The sequence below is a fragment of the Priestia sp. BR_2 genome, assembly GCF_041954005.1.
Taxonomy (GTDB): domain Bacteria; phylum Bacillota; class Bacilli; order Paenibacillales; family Paenibacillaceae; genus Paenibacillus_AQ; species Paenibacillus_AQ lautus_A.
Genome location: NZ_JAVFHM010000328.1, coordinates 22,900 through 40,732, shown reverse-complemented (window position 1 = coordinate 40,732; position 17,833 = coordinate 22,900). Strand labels below are relative to the sequence as shown.

20 protein-coding genes are annotated in these 17,833 nt (G+C 52.0%); 13 read left to right on the top strand and 7 right to left on the bottom strand.

Annotated elements, in window-relative coordinates; genetic code table 11:
* The first annotated feature begins 65 nt into the window (after window positions 1-65).
* Window positions 66-3,287 (top strand): cellobiose phosphorylase, encoded by a 3,222-nt coding sequence (locus RB298_RS28320; protein ID WP_486049683.1) that lies wholly within the window; start codon window positions 66-68, stop codon window positions 3,285-3,287.
* A gap of 71 nt (window positions 3,288-3,358) precedes the next feature.
* Here the strand turns inward: RB298_RS28320 and RB298_RS28315 are convergent, their stop codons facing one another.
* A complete protein-coding gene (locus RB298_RS28315; RefSeq protein ID WP_015736392.1) occupies window positions 3,359-3,532 on the bottom strand; it encodes a glycine zipper domain-containing protein in 174 nt (57 codons plus the stop codon).
* 229 nt (window positions 3,533-3,761) lie between these two features.
* Here RB298_RS28315 and RB298_RS28310 point away from each other — a divergent pair, with 229 nt between their 5' ends.
* From RB298_RS28310 to RB298_RS28300, 3 genes are all read left to right on the top strand, one after another.
* Window positions 3,762-4,385 carry a TraX family protein gene (locus RB298_RS28310; RefSeq protein ID WP_009592213.1) on the top strand — a complete coding sequence of 208 codons (624 nt, stop codon included), beginning with the start codon at window positions 3,762-3,764 and terminating at the stop codon, window positions 4,383-4,385.
* Between the two features lie 56 nt (window positions 4,386-4,441).
* Window positions 4,442-4,873, top strand: a complete 432-nt coding sequence (locus RB298_RS28305) for a hypothetical protein (RefSeq protein ID WP_096776735.1) — start codon at window positions 4,442-4,444, stop codon at window positions 4,871-4,873.
* A 70-nt stretch (window positions 4,874-4,943) separates the two neighbouring features.
* On the top strand, window positions 4,944-5,519 hold the full coding sequence (locus RB298_RS28300) for a macro domain-containing protein (protein WP_015736389.1): 576 nt from the start codon (window positions 4,944-4,946) through the stop codon (window positions 5,517-5,519).
* Between the two features lie 337 nt (window positions 5,520-5,856).
* On the opposite strand, the gene RB298_RS28295 is transcribed toward RB298_RS28300, so the two are convergent.
* Window positions 5,857-6,054 (bottom strand): hypothetical protein, encoded by a 198-nt coding sequence (locus RB298_RS28295; RefSeq protein WP_015736388.1) that lies wholly within the window; start codon window positions 6,052-6,054, stop codon window positions 5,857-5,859.
* 87 nt (window positions 6,055-6,141) lie between these two features.
* Here RB298_RS28295 and rpiA point away from each other — a divergent pair, with 87 nt between their 5' ends.
* From rpiA to RB298_RS28275, 4 genes are all read left to right on the top strand, one after another.
* Entirely contained in the window at window positions 6,142-6,858 is a 717-nt protein-coding gene (gene rpiA / locus RB298_RS28290) for a ribose-5-phosphate isomerase RpiA (protein ID WP_145037551.1), read from the top strand.
* A 49-nt stretch (window positions 6,859-6,907) separates the two neighbouring features.
* Complete coding sequence (locus RB298_RS28285; protein WP_486049680.1) at window positions 6,908-7,357, top strand: MarR family winged helix-turn-helix transcriptional regulator; 450 nt, start codon at window positions 6,908-6,910, stop codon at window positions 7,355-7,357.
* A gap of 29 nt (window positions 7,358-7,386) precedes the next feature.
* Window positions 7,387-7,818: a GNAT family N-acetyltransferase gene (locus RB298_RS28280; RefSeq protein WP_090908142.1), complete on the top strand. Its 432-nt coding sequence runs from the start codon at window positions 7,387-7,389 to the stop codon at window positions 7,816-7,818.
* 124 nt (window positions 7,819-7,942) lie between these two features.
* Window positions 7,943-8,578, top strand: coding sequence for a GDSL-type esterase/lipase family protein (locus tag RB298_RS28275; protein ID WP_009595336.1), 636 nt, complete (start codon window positions 7,943-7,945; stop codon window positions 8,576-8,578).
* 87 nt (window positions 8,579-8,665) lie between these two features.
* Here RB298_RS28275 and RB298_RS28270 read toward each other — a convergent pair whose 3' ends face one another.
* A complete protein-coding gene (locus RB298_RS28270) occupies window positions 8,666-9,337 on the bottom strand; it encodes a tetratricopeptide repeat protein (RefSeq protein ID WP_036663981.1) in 672 nt (223 codons plus the stop codon).
* A 177-nt stretch (window positions 9,338-9,514) separates the two neighbouring features.
* Between RB298_RS28270 and RB298_RS28265 the strand changes: the two genes are divergently transcribed.
* Window positions 9,515-9,781, top strand: a complete 267-nt coding sequence (locus tag RB298_RS28265) for a helix-turn-helix domain-containing protein (RefSeq protein ID WP_015736382.1) — start codon at window positions 9,515-9,517, stop codon at window positions 9,779-9,781.
* Between the two features lie 195 nt (window positions 9,782-9,976).
* Complete coding sequence (locus RB298_RS28260; protein WP_015736381.1) at window positions 9,977-10,087, top strand: hypothetical protein; 111 nt, start codon at window positions 9,977-9,979, stop codon at window positions 10,085-10,087.
* A 155-nt stretch (window positions 10,088-10,242) separates the two neighbouring features.
* Here RB298_RS28260 and RB298_RS28255 read toward each other — a convergent pair whose 3' ends face one another.
* Both RB298_RS28255 and RB298_RS28250 read right to left on the bottom strand, forming a co-directional pair.
* The gene (locus RB298_RS28255) at window positions 10,243-12,216 is read right to left on the bottom strand and encodes a stalk domain-containing protein (protein WP_486049677.1); all 1,974 of its coding nucleotides are present in this window, start codon (window positions 12,214-12,216) and stop codon (window positions 10,243-10,245) included.
* Window positions 12,217-12,420: 204 nt separating this feature from the next.
* Window positions 12,421-12,633 (bottom strand): DUF5316 family protein, encoded by a 213-nt coding sequence (locus tag RB298_RS28250; protein ID WP_452516092.1) that lies wholly within the window; start codon window positions 12,631-12,633, stop codon window positions 12,421-12,423.
* A gap of 472 nt (window positions 12,634-13,105) precedes the next feature.
* Here RB298_RS28250 and rsmD point away from each other — a divergent pair, with 472 nt between their 5' ends.
* Both rsmD and coaD read left to right on the top strand, forming a co-directional pair.
* Window positions 13,106-13,711 carry a 16S rRNA (guanine(966)-N(2))-methyltransferase RsmD gene (gene rsmD / locus RB298_RS28245; protein ID WP_096776727.1) on the top strand — a complete coding sequence of 202 codons (606 nt, stop codon included), beginning with the start codon at window positions 13,106-13,108 and terminating at the stop codon, window positions 13,709-13,711.
* Window positions 13,701-14,216 carry a pantetheine-phosphate adenylyltransferase gene (gene coaD / locus RB298_RS28240; protein WP_009595333.1) on the top strand — a complete coding sequence of 172 codons (516 nt, stop codon included), beginning with the start codon at window positions 13,701-13,703 and terminating at the stop codon, window positions 14,214-14,216. The genes rsmD and coaD overlap by 11 nt, the downstream gene beginning before the upstream one ends.
* Here coaD and RB298_RS28235 read toward each other — a convergent pair.
* Window positions 14,194-15,423 (bottom strand): nucleoside recognition domain-containing protein, encoded by a 1,230-nt coding sequence (locus tag RB298_RS28235; RefSeq protein WP_486049674.1) that lies wholly within the window; start codon window positions 15,421-15,423, stop codon window positions 14,194-14,196. The two genes, coaD and RB298_RS28235, sit on opposite strands and share 23 nt — an antisense overlap.
* A 112-nt stretch (window positions 15,424-15,535) precedes the next feature.
* On the opposite strand from RB298_RS28235, the gene RB298_RS28230 reads away from it, so the two are divergent.
* Window positions 15,536-16,576 (top strand): SepM family pheromone-processing serine protease, encoded by a 1,041-nt coding sequence (locus RB298_RS28230; protein WP_036673913.1) that lies wholly within the window; start codon window positions 15,536-15,538, stop codon window positions 16,574-16,576.
* On the opposite strand, the gene RB298_RS28225 is transcribed toward RB298_RS28230, so the two are convergent.
* Complete coding sequence (locus tag RB298_RS28225; RefSeq protein WP_375120324.1) at window positions 16,566-17,807, bottom strand: nucleotidyltransferase; 1,242 nt, start codon at window positions 17,805-17,807, stop codon at window positions 16,566-16,568. The two genes, RB298_RS28230 and RB298_RS28225, sit on opposite strands and share 11 nt — an antisense overlap.
* Between the last annotated feature and the right edge of the window lie 26 nt (window positions 17,808-17,833).

The window sequence follows — 17,833 nt, the reverse complement described above, 5'->3', positions numbered from 1 at the left end:
CGGTTTCGAAACGGGCGGCTTCTTGATTTCAGCGAATGATGCACTCATTTAAGGAGGATTTGAACATGTCCAATTATCGTTTTGAGAAGGATGCCTTTGTTATCGAGCAGTATGATCTCGCCAAGCCGTTTTCCAGCTTCCTGCCGGGGATTGCCGGATTGAAGGGGATACCGATGTGGACCTTTTACGTCAATCGGGGCCAAGGGATAAGCAGTTTCGGCATACGCGACAAGAATTCGCCGATCATGGAATTCTCGCCGGCCAATATCTCGTATAAGAACGTATCCGCCACCGGCTTCCGCACGTTTATCAAGATGGCCGGGACGCCGGCCGTATATGAGCCGTTCCAATCCTTTCAGCCGGACACGAAGGCACGGAGAACGATGCTGATTCGTCAGAATGAGCTGGTCATCGAGGAGGAGCATGCAGATAAAGGGCTTCGAACATCGGTGTCGTATTTCCAGCTGCCCGGTGAAGATTTTGCCGCGCTCGTCCGCCAGGTCAGCGTGACGAATATCGGGGCCCGGACGGAATCGCTTGAACTGCTGGACGGTATGCCGGAGATTCTGCCTTACGGCGTCGAGAACAGCGGGTACAAGGAGGTCGGCAATCTGCTGCGAAGCTGGATGGAAGTGAAGAATCTGGACCGGGGCATACCATTCTATAAGGTTCGCTCCAGTACGCATGATGAGGCAGAGGTTACCGAAGTTACGAACGGCCATTTCTATCTGTCGTTTGATCAGCACGGGAATTTGATCAAACCGATCGTAGATTTTGAGCTGATATTCGGCGGAAACACTTCATTGATCCACCCCGATCGATTTGCCGCGGGTTCGATCGAATCCTTGGCGCAAGCCACGCCGTATCCTGTGAACAAAGTGCCATGCGGCTTCAGCGGATTATCGGCGCGGCTTGAGCCTGGGGAGACGGCAACGGTGTATACGCTGGTTGGTCATGTGAACGATATCGGCAAAATCAACAAACGCTCGAAAGATTTGTGCTCGCCTGCCTATATCCTCGATAAACGGAAGGAGGCATCGGCATTGACCCGGCAATTAACCGATGACGTAGCTACCCAAACAGGGTTGCCTGTATTTGATGAATACAGCCGGCAGTCCTATCTGGACAATTTCCTGCGGGGCGGTTATCCGTTCATATTCGATAACGGGAAGGAAGGCGCGGTCGTCCACCTCTATTCCCGCAAGCACGGGGATCCGGAGCGGGACTATAACTTTTTCTCGCTGGCCCCGGAATATTATTCACAAGGGAACGGCAATTTCCGGGACATGAATCAGAACCGCCGAAATGATGTGTTTTTCAATCCGAAGGTGGGCACGTTCAACATCCGGATGTTCTTCAGCCTCATTCAAGCCGACGGTTATAATCCCCTTAGCGTAGAAGGCACGAGGTTTCGAGTAGCCCCAGGCATGGAGGGGGAATTGGAAAAGCTGCTGCAAGCCTCCGCGGCTCGGGAGGATTACGATAAGCTCATGAAGGCATGCGCCGGGGATTTCACCCCGGGCAAAATCATTAACGCGATATCGGATCAAGGCATTCGGCTGGCGATCGACGAGGAACGGTTCTTATCGGGATTGCTGACGATATCCGAACAGCATTTTGCGGCTTCGTTCGGCGAAGGCTTCTGGTCGGACCACTGGACCTATAACATGGATTTGGTTGATGGTTTCCTGGATATTTATCCCGACCGATATGAAGAGCTGCTGTTTGGCGAGAATGCCTATACATTCTTTGATAGCCCGGTATATGTGCTCCCACGGAGCGAGAAGGTCGTGATCAGCCGGGGCAAGGTTCGCCAGTACGGCGCGCTGCTGGAGGACGAGGAGAAGCTGAATAAGCTCGGCAGAAAGCGGAACGCGGCGGAATGGCTGCGGGTGAATGGCGGACAAGGCGACATTTACCGTACGAATCTGTTTGTCAAAATGATCTCGTTATCCCTCAATAAAATGGCAACGCTCGATCCTTACGGGATGGGCGTTGAAATGGAGGCAAACAAGCCGGGCTGGAATGACGCGATGAACGGATTGCCGGGTCTGTTCGGCTCCGGGATGAGCGAAACGATGGAATTGAAGCGTATGGTGGCATTCATTGTGGAGGCTGCCGAGCGGTTCGGTCATCATACGGTGATGGTGCCGGAGGAAATCGCCTCTTATTTAGAGGGCGTATATGATGCCGTGCAGCAATATCAAACCGGCGTTTTGGACTCCTTCCGATATTGGGATCGGGTAGCTGGGCAGCGCGAGTCTTATCGGGCATCCGTCCGATACGGCATCAGCGGCCTGGAGGTCGAGATTCCGGTGAAACACGTAAAGAGGATATACGCGGCTTTCCTGGACAAGATTGAAGAAGGGATTCAGCGTGCCGAGCAGCTGGGAGGCGGAATCGTTCCAACGTACTTCCGCTTTGAAGCGGAGCGGTTCGAAGAAATCCGGGATGCGGAGGGCAGCCCGGTCATCACCCGCTATGGCTTGCCTGCCGCCAAAGTGTTGGAATTTAAAGCATATGCGCTTCCGCATTTTCTCGAAGCCCCGGCCCGTGGAATGAAGCTCGCCAATGAAGGCCAGGCGAGAGCGATGTATGATCGGATCAAGGCTTCCGATTTATATGATGCCGCGCTGGGGATGTATAAGACGTCCGTCAGCCTGGAAGGGGAAGGCGATGAAATCGGACGCATCCGCGCATTCACGGCCGGCTGGCTGGAGCGGGAATCCGTATTTTTGCATATGACCTATAAATACCTGCTTTCCTTATTAAAAGCGGGACTGTACGACGAGTTTTTCTCGGAAATCAAAACATCGCTTATCCCATTTCTGGACCCGGCCGTTTATGGACGCAGCACCCTGGAAAATTCATCGTTCATCGCCAGCAGCGTCAATCCGGATCCCCATGTGCACGGACGCGGTTTTGTGGCAAGGCTGAGCGGATCGACGGCCGAATTCTTAAGCATGTGGATTATGATGATGGCCGGAAAAAGAGTATTCCGTTATGAGGACAACGAGCTCCAGCTTCATCTGAACCCGGTGCTTCCGGCTTGGCTGTTTGACGAGCGGCAGGAGGTGTCGTTCACCTTCCTCGGTTCCGTCAAGGTAACGTATCGCAGCGAGCGCGCGGCAAATACGTTCGGACAGGACGGCGTTGCGATTCAGCGGTTCACCTTGACGACGGCGGGAGGAGACACCTTCGAGGTTGATGGCCCCCTCCTTACGGGCAAGTGGGCCCATGAAGTCCGTAACGGAAACATCCGGTCCATTCTTGCAGTCATGAGGTAAGTTTGACGGAACCCGAATAGACCACCCGATTCTAGCCGGGTGGTCTATTCCTTGTTCTTTGGCGTTTTCGTTTATTCTTGGGGCGGCCTTTTGTTCTTGTTTGTCATGGCGGAGCCGAACGATATGCCGATGGCAACACCGATTGCTATGCCAATAGCAATATTATTCATTGCCACTCCAATCGCCACGCCCACGCCGATCCCCATGCATATGCCTAAGGCCATGTTGTTTTTTTTCTTTTCCATCGGGCAGTCACCTCCATCTGAGAAGATGTTGATACTAGGATTCAAACCAGCGTTTCCTTCGTCCTCAAGCTGCCTTTGTTCTTATTATATAGGATAACGGACATGGATGCCGGATACCCAATTCTTCATCTTTTCTCCGCTTGCAAGTCCCCTGTTTGCAACCCATAATAGATATATCGATTCCACATACATAACGAATGTTCATCTTACCGTGCGAGGAGGGGTTATCATGCAGTGGATCGCCATGCTGACGATGCTGATTGATCATATCGGGCTTGTGTTTTTTCCGCATCAGGAGATGTGGAGAATCATCGGCCGCATCGCATTTCCAATCTATGTTTACGCTCTCGTGCAGGGACACCGCTACACTTCATCGAGACCCAAGTATATCGCACGGCTGGCGGTTATTGCAGCGGTCTCCCAAATTCCGTACCAGCTTGCGCTGGATCCCGAAGGGCTGAACGTGGTCGTAACCTTGTTGGCCGGAGCCTTGGTTCTTTATGTGCTGGAACGATCGGATTCCCGGCTGCTATCATGGATGGTGGTTGTTGCAGCCTGTGCTTTGATGAGTGAGTTTCCGTTTGATTACGGAGCCTACGGCTTGCTGTTGATCTTGATTTTCCGATATGCTCAGGCCGGCTGGCTCGTTCCGCTTCATATGTTATTGAACCTGCTGTTCTGGTTCCTTAATGATTGGGAGCTGCAGATGTGGAGCGTGATCCCGACGGCCGTGATAGCTTATGGCCCTCATGTATGGAGAAAACTGGAGTCCGTCCGTGTGAGCCGCTGGGTATGGCGTTCGTTTTATCCGCTGCATTTACTGGCTATTGCCGTATTGCGGGTGTTTATATAACAGAAGATTTTTAGGTTGATGCCTCATGGACTGATTATGTACAAGGAGAGACATTCATGCAGAATATCGCAATCGCTGCCTGCATCCTATTGTTCGCGGCAGCGGGTTACATCGCGTTTATGAATTCCAAATTAATTGCGGATAAAAAGCGGGAAGCATACATTCCTCCGCCTGCTTCGGAATATACCGTTTATATGACGCCTCAATTCACCGAGGAGGACAAAAGGACGCTGAGTCCGATCGGCGTCATGGAATTTCGCGATCCGCAAGGCTTGATGAAGGTATATCTTTGCCGGGTCAGAAATGAATCCGAAGACTTGAAGCTGGAGCAAGCCGGCAACGTGTTTCTTCATCATCTGACCAAGGCCAGGGACACCGGCACGCTGATGTTTTATCGGACCGTGGAGGAAGCGCTGCAGGGGCCGGAGGAGAAGAGCTTAACCGACCGTCTGTCTGCAGCCGCGAAAAAAAAGGCGAGGACAGAATAGGTCGAACCGGGTCAATCCACCCTCTTGCGGGGTAATAGAGAAATAAAAGACCGAAAGGAGATTTTCCGAAATGAAAACATTTAAAATCGGAAGGACATCGGTCTCCGTCTTTATAGGCGATATAACGACATGGACGGGCGACATTATCGTCAATGCTGCAAATTCGGGACTGCTGGGCGGAAAAGGCGTGGATGGCGCGATTCATAGCGCCGGAGGGCCGGAGATCATGGAGCAGTGCATGGAAATACGCAAGCAGCAAGGCGGCTGCCCGCCAGGCAACGCCGTGATTACAGGAGCAGGCCGGCTGCCTGCCCAGCATATCATTCATACCGTCGGCCCGATCTGGGAGGGCGGCGGAAGGCGCGAGGAGCATACGCTGGCGGAATGCTACCGCAACAGTCTCCTGCTTGCAATCGAGGTCGGTGCCAAAAGCATCGCCTTTCCTAATATAAGCACGGGTATCTACGAGTATCCTAAAGCTCCGGCATGTGACGTGGCGTTAAAGGCGGTGACGAAGCTGCTTGAGGAAGATCTGCCGGATAACCGGCTGGAGCGGGTTGATTTCGTTTGCTTTTCTCCCGAGAATGAAGAGCTCTATGTCCGTTGGCTGGAGCGGTTCACGCAGGAGAAGGAGGCGCAAGTATAAGAAAAACCTCTATCGACGTACATTCTCAGAAGACAGACCGCATGTATAGGACGTTTTTCTTGCGATATCAGGAAGGCCATGCTTCGAAGTTCATACTTTCTGAGATCTTAAGAAAAACCTCTATCGACGTACATTCTTAGAAGACAGACCGCATGTATAGGACGTTTTTCTTGCGATATCAGGAAGGCCCATGCTTCGAAGTTCATACTTTCTGAGATCTTAAGAAAAAACCATGTGATTATAGAAGTGTTCAGCTCTGCTGTAACATGGTGTATTCTATAACCTTAATAAAAAGCAGGGGCGCAAATGTGCGCCCCTGCCGTTTATTCGCCGTTTATTACATATGATAGGAACCGCTTGGTTCAAACAGCACCCATTCCAGCATGGTAATCATGTCGTCAAGACGGGCATCCTGATTGAGAAGGGAAGCGCGCTCAGGGCTGTTCTCTTCGAGAGCTGCCAGTCGGGTTTGCAGTTTTTTCTTTTGCATCGAAAGTTCATTGATTTTGGATTTGATCTGGTTCTCTGTTCGCATGGCATAATCCTTTCCTTTGGCATGAAAATGATCACTGTACCCCATATTATAACATTTGATTCAGCTTAAGACGAAGGAGCGGGTCCTATGACGAGTGAAATGAATATGAAGAAAATAGCGGCTGAGCATGCCGCCAAGTATGTTCAGGACGGGATGAAGATCGGTCTGGGCACAGGCTCCACCGCCTATTACGCCATTCTCAAAATCGGGGAGATGGTCAGGTCCGGTCTCTCGATCCAGGCCGTGGCTACCTCTGACGCTTCGGAGAAGCTGGCGATGGAACAAGGAATACCCCTGACGCCCGTGCACCAGATCGATCGCCTGGATTTGACGATCGACGGGGCTGACGAGCTGGATGATCAGCTGCGGTTAATCAAGGGAGGAGGCGGAGCCCTTCTTCGCGAGAAGATCACGGCTTATCACAGCGAACGGCTCGTGATTGTGGCGGATGAGGCAAAAGCGGTAGCTCAACTGGGCGCTTTTCCGCTGCCGGTTGAAATTGTCCCCTTTGCCTATGAGTGGACGATTCGATCCCTGGCACAGCTTGGTTGTTCGGTCCAATTGCGCCGTCAGCCGGATGAAGGGTTGTATGTAACGGATAACGGGAATTATATTGCTGATTGCCGATTTCAGGAAATCTCAGGGCCGGAGGAATTGAGCTCCCGTTTAGGCACTGTACCCGGCGTGGTTGAACATGGTCTGTTCATCGGCATGGCCGACCAAGCGATTATCGGCTGCCGGGACGGTTCGGTACGGATATTGCATTCCGCGAGCATGCAGGCCAAGAATACATTTGACAGTTGATCCGGCGTTCATTAACCTTAAATACATGATATCTTTCGGAGGGTGAAGTATGTCGGATTTTCAAGAACACGAGGATTACCCGCTGCATTTGCTGGTAGTCCTGGCCAGAGCTTATAACGCAGTGATGACGCATTCGCATCGAAGCATCAACAGCCACGGTTTGAATTCCACCGAATTTGGGGTATTGGATGTGCTGTACCACAAAGGTCCGCAGCCGCTGCAAAAAATAGGGGAGAAGGTGCTTATCTCCAGCGGTAACATTACATACGTGGTCGATAAGCTTCAGAAGAAAAACCTGCTTGTTCGCCGGGCTTCCGCTGAGGACCGCCGCGTGATCTATGCCGAGCTGACCGCAGAGGGGAAGGAATTTTTCGAGGCCATCTTTCCTCAGCATCAGGAATTGATGGTGAAGGTGCTTAGCGAATTGTCTGACGAGGAAAGAGCGCAGGCGGCCATGCTGCTGCGCAAGCTGGGGATCAGCGCAGAGAAGATGCTGTAGTCCTACATGAGTTTAGATTGGAGATAGGTATGCTTAAAGATATAACGATGCAAGCGTCGCAGCCCGAAATCAAGGAGCTGCTCAGTTACTCGGTTTTCCCTGATCCGGAGGCGGTGGACGAGGCAGCCGCATTTTATCAGGGCGGCGACAGCCGGTTGTTCGGCTACGAGGAGGACGGACTTCTTCTGGGAGTCATCGGTTTTGATGTGATGGAGGACGAGCTTATCATCCGGCATTTAGCGGTCCTGCCGGAGAATCGGGGGAAGGGATACGGACGCGGGTTGATTTTGGAGCTGCTCCTCGAGGTGCAGCCTAAACCGGAACGAGTCATTGCGGAAACGGACGAAGAGGCCGTGAACTTCTACCGCAGTATCGGTTTCGAGGTTTACAGCCTGGGAGAGAAGTACCCGGGCGTTGAAAGATTCCGCTGCATTTATGAGGTGGAGGAATCCGAAGAATAGTCATTCCTATGGATGCATGTTGCGTCTCCGATTGGAATTAAAATTGCCATTCAAGTTCATATACCCGTTTCGCACAGGAGGCATTCCTCATATAATGTCGTAACGAGCGGGGCAGGGGGTGAACATGTTGGTGTACCATTATACCGCTGTCGGCGATTCCTTGACCTTTGGGTTTGGGGCGATGCCTGGCAGCGGTTTTGTTCCGTTATACCGTCGGATGGCGGAGGAGAAGCTTCGCCAATTCGTGGCCCATGAGAATCTCGGGGTCAATGGATTAACCTCGGATGAATTATACGATCGGGTCGTTCAGCTTCCAACGTATCGCTATCATCTGCAGCAGGCCCAGATTATCACGATGTCGATCGGCGGCAATGACCTGATTCGTGCGGTGAAGTCCACGGGAGGTCGACCGAATCGGGAGGTGCTGGACACCGCCTTGTATCGATGCCAGAACCATGTGGCTAATATCGTCAAACATATCCGCAAAATAAAGTCACCGGCCAGCAAGCCTTATTTTATTCGCGCTATCGGTCTGTATAATCCATATCCGGCCTGGACGGAGGCAACGGAATACGTGATTCGGTTCAATCGGCATTTGATGGGGTTGAGCGACGGCTATTTTCGCGTTGCGGATATTTACGCACAATTTTCTGGCCGAGAGAAGGAACTGATGTCGGTGGACGGTTTACACCCGAATGGCCGAGGGTACCGGGTGATCGCGGAACAGTTAAACCGGCTTGGGTACAAGCCACTTGCATAAGAAACGGAAATTCTCATCAAAAAAAGGACGTCCCCGGGTCCCATGACCTCTAACGGACGTCCTTTTGGTTTAAGCCATTATTAACGCTTAGAATAAGTTCCTGAACCAACTTCGAACCGCCCATTTGCGTTCCTGCCGTTTTTTGTATTTGGGCAGCGAGCGATACACGTCCATCGATTCCTGATAGGATTTCTTGGCATCTTCGGCCCTTCCCAGCGATTGATACATATACCCCAGCAAATAAAAGGCTTCGCTGGAGGAAGAGTGGATGGCATGGAACTGCTCCAAATAGTGGAGTGCCTTCTCACGATCCGAATCCCGAAACGCCTCGGCAAGCCTAAGGTAAGGCCGGCCATATTTGACCCTCGGATTGATTTGAAGGGCCCGGACGATATCCGCCTCTCCCTGAGCGATGCTGCCGGTATGCAGACGCGCGCTTCCGATATCGTCCCAGAATTCGGCGGAATCCTCTAAACTGGATTCCATGGTTTCCAGGAGCTTTAGGGCCTCTCCATACTTGCGACGCTCGAGCAGCAATCGGGCAAGCTCGTGCCGGGATGATACGTCGCTGGGGCTGACCGCAATCTGTCTGCGCAGCTTGGATATAGCCCTTGCACGCTTGAACGGCTTCGTCACACTGGGAAATACCCCGACAAAACGGCGATCCAGCACGTACACGATAAGAAGCAGCACCAGAATCGCCGTTATCGGATTGCCGAAAATGTAAAACAAAAATCCGAAAATAATGAGTTTAAACAAATAAATCCCTCTATTTCCTTGTAATGTATTAGCCCAAATTATACCATATCATGGATTTATTTAGGGGGAAATGCAGTCGGTTCTATAGACCTTAAAAGGATGCGCATGTCGGAATAGGTCGCAGGTATTGAAAGTAGCCAGGTGATAACCGATATAGGTAGTAAAGAGGTGATAATCATGGCGAAAAAGGGACAGACATTCCATCATTACAGTTTCGAAACAAAGAAAAAGGCAGTCGCCATGCGGCTGGAAGGCATGACGAAGAAAGAAGTGGCATCCGCCTTACAAATATCAGACATCGGACGGCTGAAAGTGTGGATGCGCAAATATCGGGAGCTGGGAGAAGAAGGCTTGGTCGATCGCCGCAGACGAATCGTGCATCCAGACCATGACAACGAACGGAATGAGAAAGTACAGGTTCCGCAGCTGCAGAAAATACAGTAATTATAGTGAGGCGTGGTTGAACGACGGTTCCACCACGCCTCTTTCATATGGGAATCATGGAAAATCGGCGTATAGATACCCGCAGATGCGCGCATTTGGGCGGGTTCACTATTCTTATCGCGAACAGGCGGCAGCCCAGTTCATTTTAGCGGAAACGACATAACATGTGATATGTTCAAAAAAGGAGGGATTGTTGTGAGCGGAGTAGGAGAAGGCTACGGCGGCGGCTATGGATATGGCTCTTCTGTAGGTGCTATTTTGGTATTGTTCATCTTGTTGGTGATCATTACTCGCGCATTTATCTAATCCATCTTTTGAGCGAACAAAACCAATGAATCAATAAGAGAATACCAGGCACCATGAGCAGTCACAAGGAAAGACCGTCCCTAAGAGGCATTGCTGCTTCTTAGGACGGTCTTTTTTATGAATAACGAGCTTTATTAATTTGTGTCCCCTTCATGCTACATCATGATCAATATGGCTTTCCCGTTTACGAAAGATACGATATTGAAATTGGAGTACCCCCAAGTTTCAATGGTTTTTCCGCCGCCGGAGGTAATGTCTTTGGCAGCCGGGTTCCCCCATGAAAGCTGTACCTGCTCTTTCGTCATGCCGAGGGAAACCTGCCCGGCTTTGATCTGCTTCCAGACGGAGGCGGACCATTTGTGTTTTTTATAGGGATCGTAAGTTAGTAACGAGGAACGGTCCGCAAACAGCTGCGTCACTTCCGAAGACCGCATGGGATAACTTTTTATAGTTTTCCCCGTTGCCGATTTGAAGATTACGTTGAATTCGCCCTTGTCGTCAGGCAAAATGTCGGTAACGGTCAATTTCGAGAAGCGTTCCAAATCTTCGAATTCGTTCACCCAATACGTTCGGCCGATATACTTAACCAAATTGCCCTGCATCGCTTTTTTGATCAATCCAGCCGTTTCGCTGGATACGACGGTCATGGCCGCATCCGCGCCGAGGGAGATTTGCGCTTGCTTCCACTTGGCATCCCAGGTGGTTTTAGCTCCCAGAGCATCGGATAACACGGAGGCCGGAATGAGCAGCTCGCCCTTGTCGTTCACGGGTGCGGCTTTGAGTCGGATGGTGCTTTCATTCAGCTTGGCCTGGTTGCTGCCTGCTTTGAACGAAAGCAGGGTCTGGCCGAACTTCGCCTCCACGCTTCCGTTTTTAGCCGAGTAGGTGCCGCCCAGTGCCTGGATGACGGATTTAGCCGGTATCATGACGTTGCCGTTGACCTGTTTTGCATATTTCAAATTGTTGCGCAGGCTGGACGATACCGTCACTGATTTGGACTGGCCGCCGGAGGTTACCGTAATCTGCGTTTTGCCAACGCCGGCAGATTTCAGCATCCCATTCTTCTGCATACTCAACAAATACGGCTTCTCGATATCGATGACGGCGTCTTTAACCGGTACCTTGATTTTCGCCCCGTTCGTATAGGTTTCCTGGATGCTCACTTCCAGCGATTCTCCTACATAAGGCGTCGCAACGGATATGGCAACGGACAAATTCTTGACTACCGGTACATCGATGTTCTTATTCTGTCCCTCCTTATGATGTACCCAGCTCCCATCACTCCGCTGCGCATAAAAGCCTTCCGACAAATCCTTTGCATCCCCATAGATGGATGTTTTTACGATCCCGCTAAGTCCGGTAATCTGCTCTTTGAGTTTCCAGCGGTCTTTATACTCGCCGGTAGTCCATACGCTTCCGTCCTGGAGCGTTACAATGAGAAGATCCGTCGGCTCACTCGATGCATAGACGATATGAGCTGCATTCTGGGCCACGGTAACCGGTATGATCCGCCCGTTATCGTCGAAGTTGGACGTTTCGTACACGACAACGTCGCCGTTGTCATGCAGCAGGGCAACGCGTCCGCTGTGTACCGTCATGGATTTGACGGCTGCCGGGTTTTCCACGATCCCGAGCTTTTTGAACTGCCCCTTTTTGTAGTTATCCTGGAGCAGCAGCTCTCCATTGGAGGATAATGCAGCGAATTCCTGATCCGCATTGGCGATCAGCGATATGCCGCTGAGGTTCTTCGCTTTTTCATCGCCGGCCCATACGGTACCGTCCGACTTCAGCCAGTAGGAACCGGCTATCTGCTTCACGCCGCTTGTTCCCGGAACGACCTGGGGCCCCTTGCCGATGTCCCACTCTACTAAGCGGCCCTCCTGCGTCATGCCGATGCCGCCGTATTCATAACCGCTGATGGCTGCGACGTTACCTGGTGTTCGAATGGCGTGGCGCCCGTCAATCAGGGACCACATGGAGCCGTCGCTCATCAGATAGGTGTTTCTTCCGGCAATGTCTTGGATCCGGAGCTCGGCCCCGTCGGCAGAAGCGATGTCTTGCGTCGTCCCCGCAAAACCAAGCCCTGCCAGCATGCTGAACAACAGGAGAACATACAACGTTCTTTTCACTTACATGACCTCTCTTTACTGTACAAATAGGAATATTTTTCAAACAACCTCATTGTTTTCGACAAAATAGGCGTTATTCCTGCAAGATTTAGGGGAGCGTTGATTAAAAAGGAACAAAAAAACGCTCCCGGATGGGGGCGTTTTGCAGATTAAGCTTGCAATTATTCGATGAATTTGTCCCGGCCCGACATATAAGATAAGTCGTTAACGGAACAGAAGGTATACAATACCGGCTGCTGCAAGAAATACAATTCCCGCGAGAAAGAACCAGTTGGCCGCCTTTTTTCTGGATGCGCGGTCGTCCTTGGAATCGGCATAGAAGTTGCCTCTCTGCTGATACCCCGTTGTAAACGCTCCAGATAGGATTCCTGTCACCAAGAGGCAAGCTATTCCTGCGTACAATAGCAGGTCCATCATGAATTCCTCCCATTATGCTCTTATATAATATGAACGTTCGCATAGCGGGATTGGTTATGCTTCATTACGCATATGGATTGCTGGACCAACAGACCGCGGGACTGAAAAATATAAAAAGCCGCTCAATGTAGAGCGGCTGAACATAAAAAAAGAACAAAAGCCCCGTAACAGAATGTTGATATTACAGGGCTTTTGTTCGGGAGCCACCGAAGTGACTCCCTCATGGGAGAGGAGAAACCGGACGAAGAGCTTATGGGGAAACGTAAGTCTTCTCCGCGGTTGTCTACGACATTCATTGATGTCGATATTTCAAGGATGCCCGGCTGGTGCAGAAATATACCTTGCTCTGAAAAAAAGTTGGGAGCTGTTACGTTTCATTTTTCATATATGGGATGATTGTGTTACGATAATCACTGTCCATGGCGTTGTCTGGGCATCTAATTTATAGATAATGAAACGGGTGAATGAAGCAGTGAGAGTAGTATCCGGAAGTGCAAAAGGCCGGCCGCTCAAAAGCGTGCCGGGTACAAGCACCCGTCCGACGACGGATAAAGTGAAAGAATCCATATTCAGTATGATCGGCCCTTACTTTGAGGGAGGAATCGCGCTTGACCTGTTCGCAGGCACGGGAGGCCTTGGCATTGAGGCGTTAAGCCGGGGGATGGATCGTGCTGTTTTTGTTGATGTGGAACCGAAAAGCATTAGCACGATCAAGGATAATTTGAAAGCGGCCCGGCTTGAGGAAAGCGCAGAGGTATATCGCAACGATGCGGCACGGGCGCTTAAAGCGCTTGAAAAGCGAGGCTATGGCTTCGATCTGGTCTTCTTGGACCCGCCGTACAGGTTCAAGAACGGCGATGAACTGATGCTGGATATGGCCGAGCGAGGGCTGCTGCAGGATTCAGCCCTGGTGGTATTGGAATACGAATCAAGTTACAATTATGCTGAGGAATTTGGCGATTTTCATTGTATCCGAACCGCGAAATACGGAGAAACCGCCATATCGATATATCGTTATGACACAGCGCAAGATCAAGCGACGGAGCTTGATGAGGAGGAATTACACGATGACAAATGAGAATACTAGTACATACCGCGTTGCCGTATACCCGGGAAGTTTTGATCCGGTCACCATGGGACACATGGACATCATCACACGTGCTTCGAAGCAGTTTGATCTGCTGATCGTGGCCGTACTCAATAATTTAAGCAAGAACCCGCTCTTCACGGTGGACGAGCGTAAGGACCTTCTGAGACAGGCGACCGCGCATCTGCCGAATGTGGAAATCGACAGCTTCCGCGACCTTTTGGCGAACTATATCCGTCAGAAGAACGCCCAGGTCATCGTACGCGGGATCCGGACCGTGACCGACTTTGAATATGAGCTTCAGCTGGCATCCACCAACCATAAGCTGAATCCGGATGCGGAGACCATCTTTATGATGACGCATCCGAAATATTCGTTCTTGAGTTCCAGTCTTGTGAAGGAAATCGCGCATTTTAACGGCGACACTACAGATTTGGTCAGCCCCGAGGTCGATGCGGCGTTGCGCCGCAAATTCAGCGGGGATCACGCCCGATAAAACGGGAGCACAGCCAGAAAGCCGCTATTAATAACAAGCAGATCATGCCTTGAACCTGCAGGAAAGAAGGCAGTCCGCTCCAAAAATTGAAAAATTGTTCCGTATCGGCATGATTGATCGGTTCCGTTCGGAATGCCGGCACGATGCCCGCGGAAAGGGTGCTGACCGGTTTCCATATGGCCAATGTAATGACAAAGGCGAGTATCGAATGCAGGAATCGCTTTGCCATAAAGTAACGCCAGGAGAGACCGGCTTCCCGCATCAGCGACAGGCTTTGCAGATGGGCGCTGATTCCGCTCCATGCCAGTGCGGCGGACAGGACTGCCAGCTGCAGAGCCCCTGCTTGAAACACCGAGGAGCTGATCGATTGGGCAGCCAGATGGGCTTCCAATATCCCTGGCACAAGATAGGATGGAAGCTGGGGCAGCAGCTGGCCGGTCAATACTCTAGTAAGAACGGCGAAGAACAAGATAAAGCCGCCCGTCATCATTAAGGTCTGCACCGAACGGGTAACGGATTCGCCAAGGAGTTTGCCGAAGCTTCGCCCATCCCGTCGATGGGCGTCCAGCGCGGCGGAGGCTGCCCGTCGAAGAATCGGACGCTTCGCCCATTCGTTCATCCGGTCATTATCGACGGGTGCGCCCTGCTTTCCGGCATCTGCAGAGGGCGATTTGCTGAATAGACTGAATGTCCATGCGGCCAGCAGGCCGGATATCCAGTGGACGATCAGCAGCAGATAACCGGCTTCCGGTTTATGCAGCAGGCCGGTTCCGATGACAACGAGGATGGTCATCGGATTGCAAAAATGGGCCAAAGCGGCAAGCCTGCCGGCGTCAACGGCACGGAGCTCGCCTTGTTTGTGCATGCCGGCCGCGGCCTGAGCGCCTGCCGGGAACCCGGCTGTCATTCCTGTTATAAGAACCCAGCCGCCAGTACCGGGGAGTTTGAATATTTTTTTCATCATAGGGTCCAGCAGTACGCCAACCCCGTGGGCCCAGCCGTAAGCGATGAGTATTTCCACCAGCACGAGAAAAGGCAGCAAAGATGGAAATACGATATTCCACCACAGCTTGAGTGCTTGCAGGGTGGCTTGGAAGGCGGGTTCGGGCGCGCTGACGACGGCCAGTACAAGCAGGAACGCGGCGGCACCGAGAAGAATGGTGTTCCACAGTCCGTTGGATGACTTGACGGCGTTGTCTTTATTCATAAGGAATCTCCTTTCGGCGTAAACATGGCTAGTACAACTTTATGCAGAGGAGACAACCGTCAGACCAAACTTGGTGGAAGGCTGGATATATGAGGCGGAGGGAAGGAAAACCATGAAGAAGTCCGTAAAACCGAATGGCTTAAAAATTGCGCTGTATTTGTTGCTGGTCGGGGTCATGCTGTACGTTGTCGTTTATATGCCGACCCCTTATCTTGTATACCAGCCCGGGAGTGCCGAAGAGGTTCGTCCCATGATCAATGTCGAGAAGGGCGATCCGGCGGAAGAGGGTACGTTCATGATGACTACCGTGTCGGCAAGCTATGCCAATATGGCTTTGTTAATGCTGTCCGCGTTTAATCCTAATGCAGAGGTCGTGAAGAAGGCTGAAAAAATGGGCGATCAGAGCAAGGACGAGTATGCGGCCACGCAAGTGTATTATATGAATTCTTCACAGTCTTCCGCGATGGAAGCCGCTTATCAGGAGGCCGGAATCGATTACAGCATCGAGCCCGCTTACGTATTCGTGATGTCGATCTCCGAGAATTCGGCCAATGCCGAGCATTTTCGGCCTGGCGATAAATTGATCAAGATCGATGGTCAGCCTGCAGAGGATAATGAGAAGATTGCCAGCCTGTTAAGCGGGAAAAGCATCGGAGAAGAGGTTTCCGTGGAGCTTGAACGCAAGGGGAAAACCGTGAAGGAACAGGTGAAGCTTGTAAGTATAAAGGATGAGAAGACCGGCGCGGAGCGTCCGGGATTAGGCGTCATGATTGCCACGATGCAGAATGTGGAGCCGGCTGATCCCGATCACACCATTCACTTTGCGAATACCAACATCGGAGGACCGTCAGCCGGACTGATCTTCACCCTTGAGATTTATAATCAGCTTACCGAAGGGGATTTAAGCAAGGGTTACCGGGTAGCCGGAACGGGTACCATCGATAAATCAGGCGCCGTAGGCCCCATTGGCGGCGTGAAGCACAAGATCGTGGCTGCCGACCGGAAGGAAGCCGATATCTTTTTTGTGCCTCAAAAAAATTACGATGAGGCCAAAAAGCGCGCGGACCGGATTAAAACGGATATGAAGCTGATCCCGGTCGATGACCTGCAGGATGCCGTGGATTATTTGGAGGAGCTGCCGCCTAAGGGGTGAGCGGCGGCAGCAGGTAATCGCTGTAGTAGTTTCCGATTTGGGGCCTAGGTTGCCCGTTAGCATAGACGGCGGCTGCCGCCAGGTCACGCTCCAGCTGAGGATGCTCCAGCTTAGCCGGCTGATGAATGACGGGGAGTGAAGCGCTTCGCTTCATTCGTTTCAGCAGCGAACGCCCCGTCTCGCTGAAGCCGAGGACCCGGATATATCCCGGACCTTTGGCGAGCTCTTCACGATTCATCGATGCCTTGTCATGATTCAGCATGATGTGCATCAGCATGCGTTGAAGCTTGGTACGCGTATAGCGCTTGGTCTTCAAGGCTTCCAGAAGGGCGTCAACCGTCGGCTGTTCCAGCTGCGATAGCGAGCGCTGAACACGATGCTCCAAGCCCTCGGTTACTTCGAGGAAGCTTTCAAGCTGAGCGGGTGTATGCGTGAGCAGGGCTTGGAACAGCGGCTGGCGAAACTGCTCCCAATGGACCGGAGCTAGTCCGCTCTTGATTTCCCGTTCCATGATGTCGTACGTGAATTCCGGCATATAGGGTCTGGCCGCTTCCAAGCCTTGTGACAGAATAATGTTCCGGATGGCGGTTGCGCTGGCAATGGATGACGTTCCCGGCAGCGGATCGTGGTAATGTGCGCTTACTCTTGGAATGGTATAGGGCGTAATGCGGCTGCCGAGGCGCTGGAGTGCGATCAGATAGTGCAGCCCCAGGGAGTTGTTCGGCTGCGTGAGCAGCTCTTGCAGCTCTGTCGTTGCCGTTGCAGGACCGGATTCACCGAAAAGGACAGCGGCGGCAGCGCCGTAGGCAGATGGGAAGTTCATGCCTTCCCGGAGGCGCTTTTCGATTTCGGATCGAAGCTCGCCGGATTCGTTTGCGAGCGAACGGGACAACGGCAGGATTTGCTCCAGCGTCCCGCTTTCGGATCCGAAGGAAAGGCAGTCCACGACCCCCGTAGCTTCCAGAATGGCTACCGCACCGAACGCGAACCATTCCGCAGGCTGCACGGCATAGGTTACCGGCAGCTCGAGGCACAGGTCAACGCCCATGGCAAGGGCCATTTCCGCCCGAGCGCGCTTGCTAGCGATGGCAGGTTCGCCTCGCTGGAGAAACGGACCGCTCATCACCGCGACGACGGCATCTGCCCCCGATACTTCTTTGGAACTGCGATAATGCAGTACATGACCGTTATGTAAGGGATTATATTCAACGACTATGCCAACCGTTTTCATTCGTTTCAACTCCTTGATTAGAATAT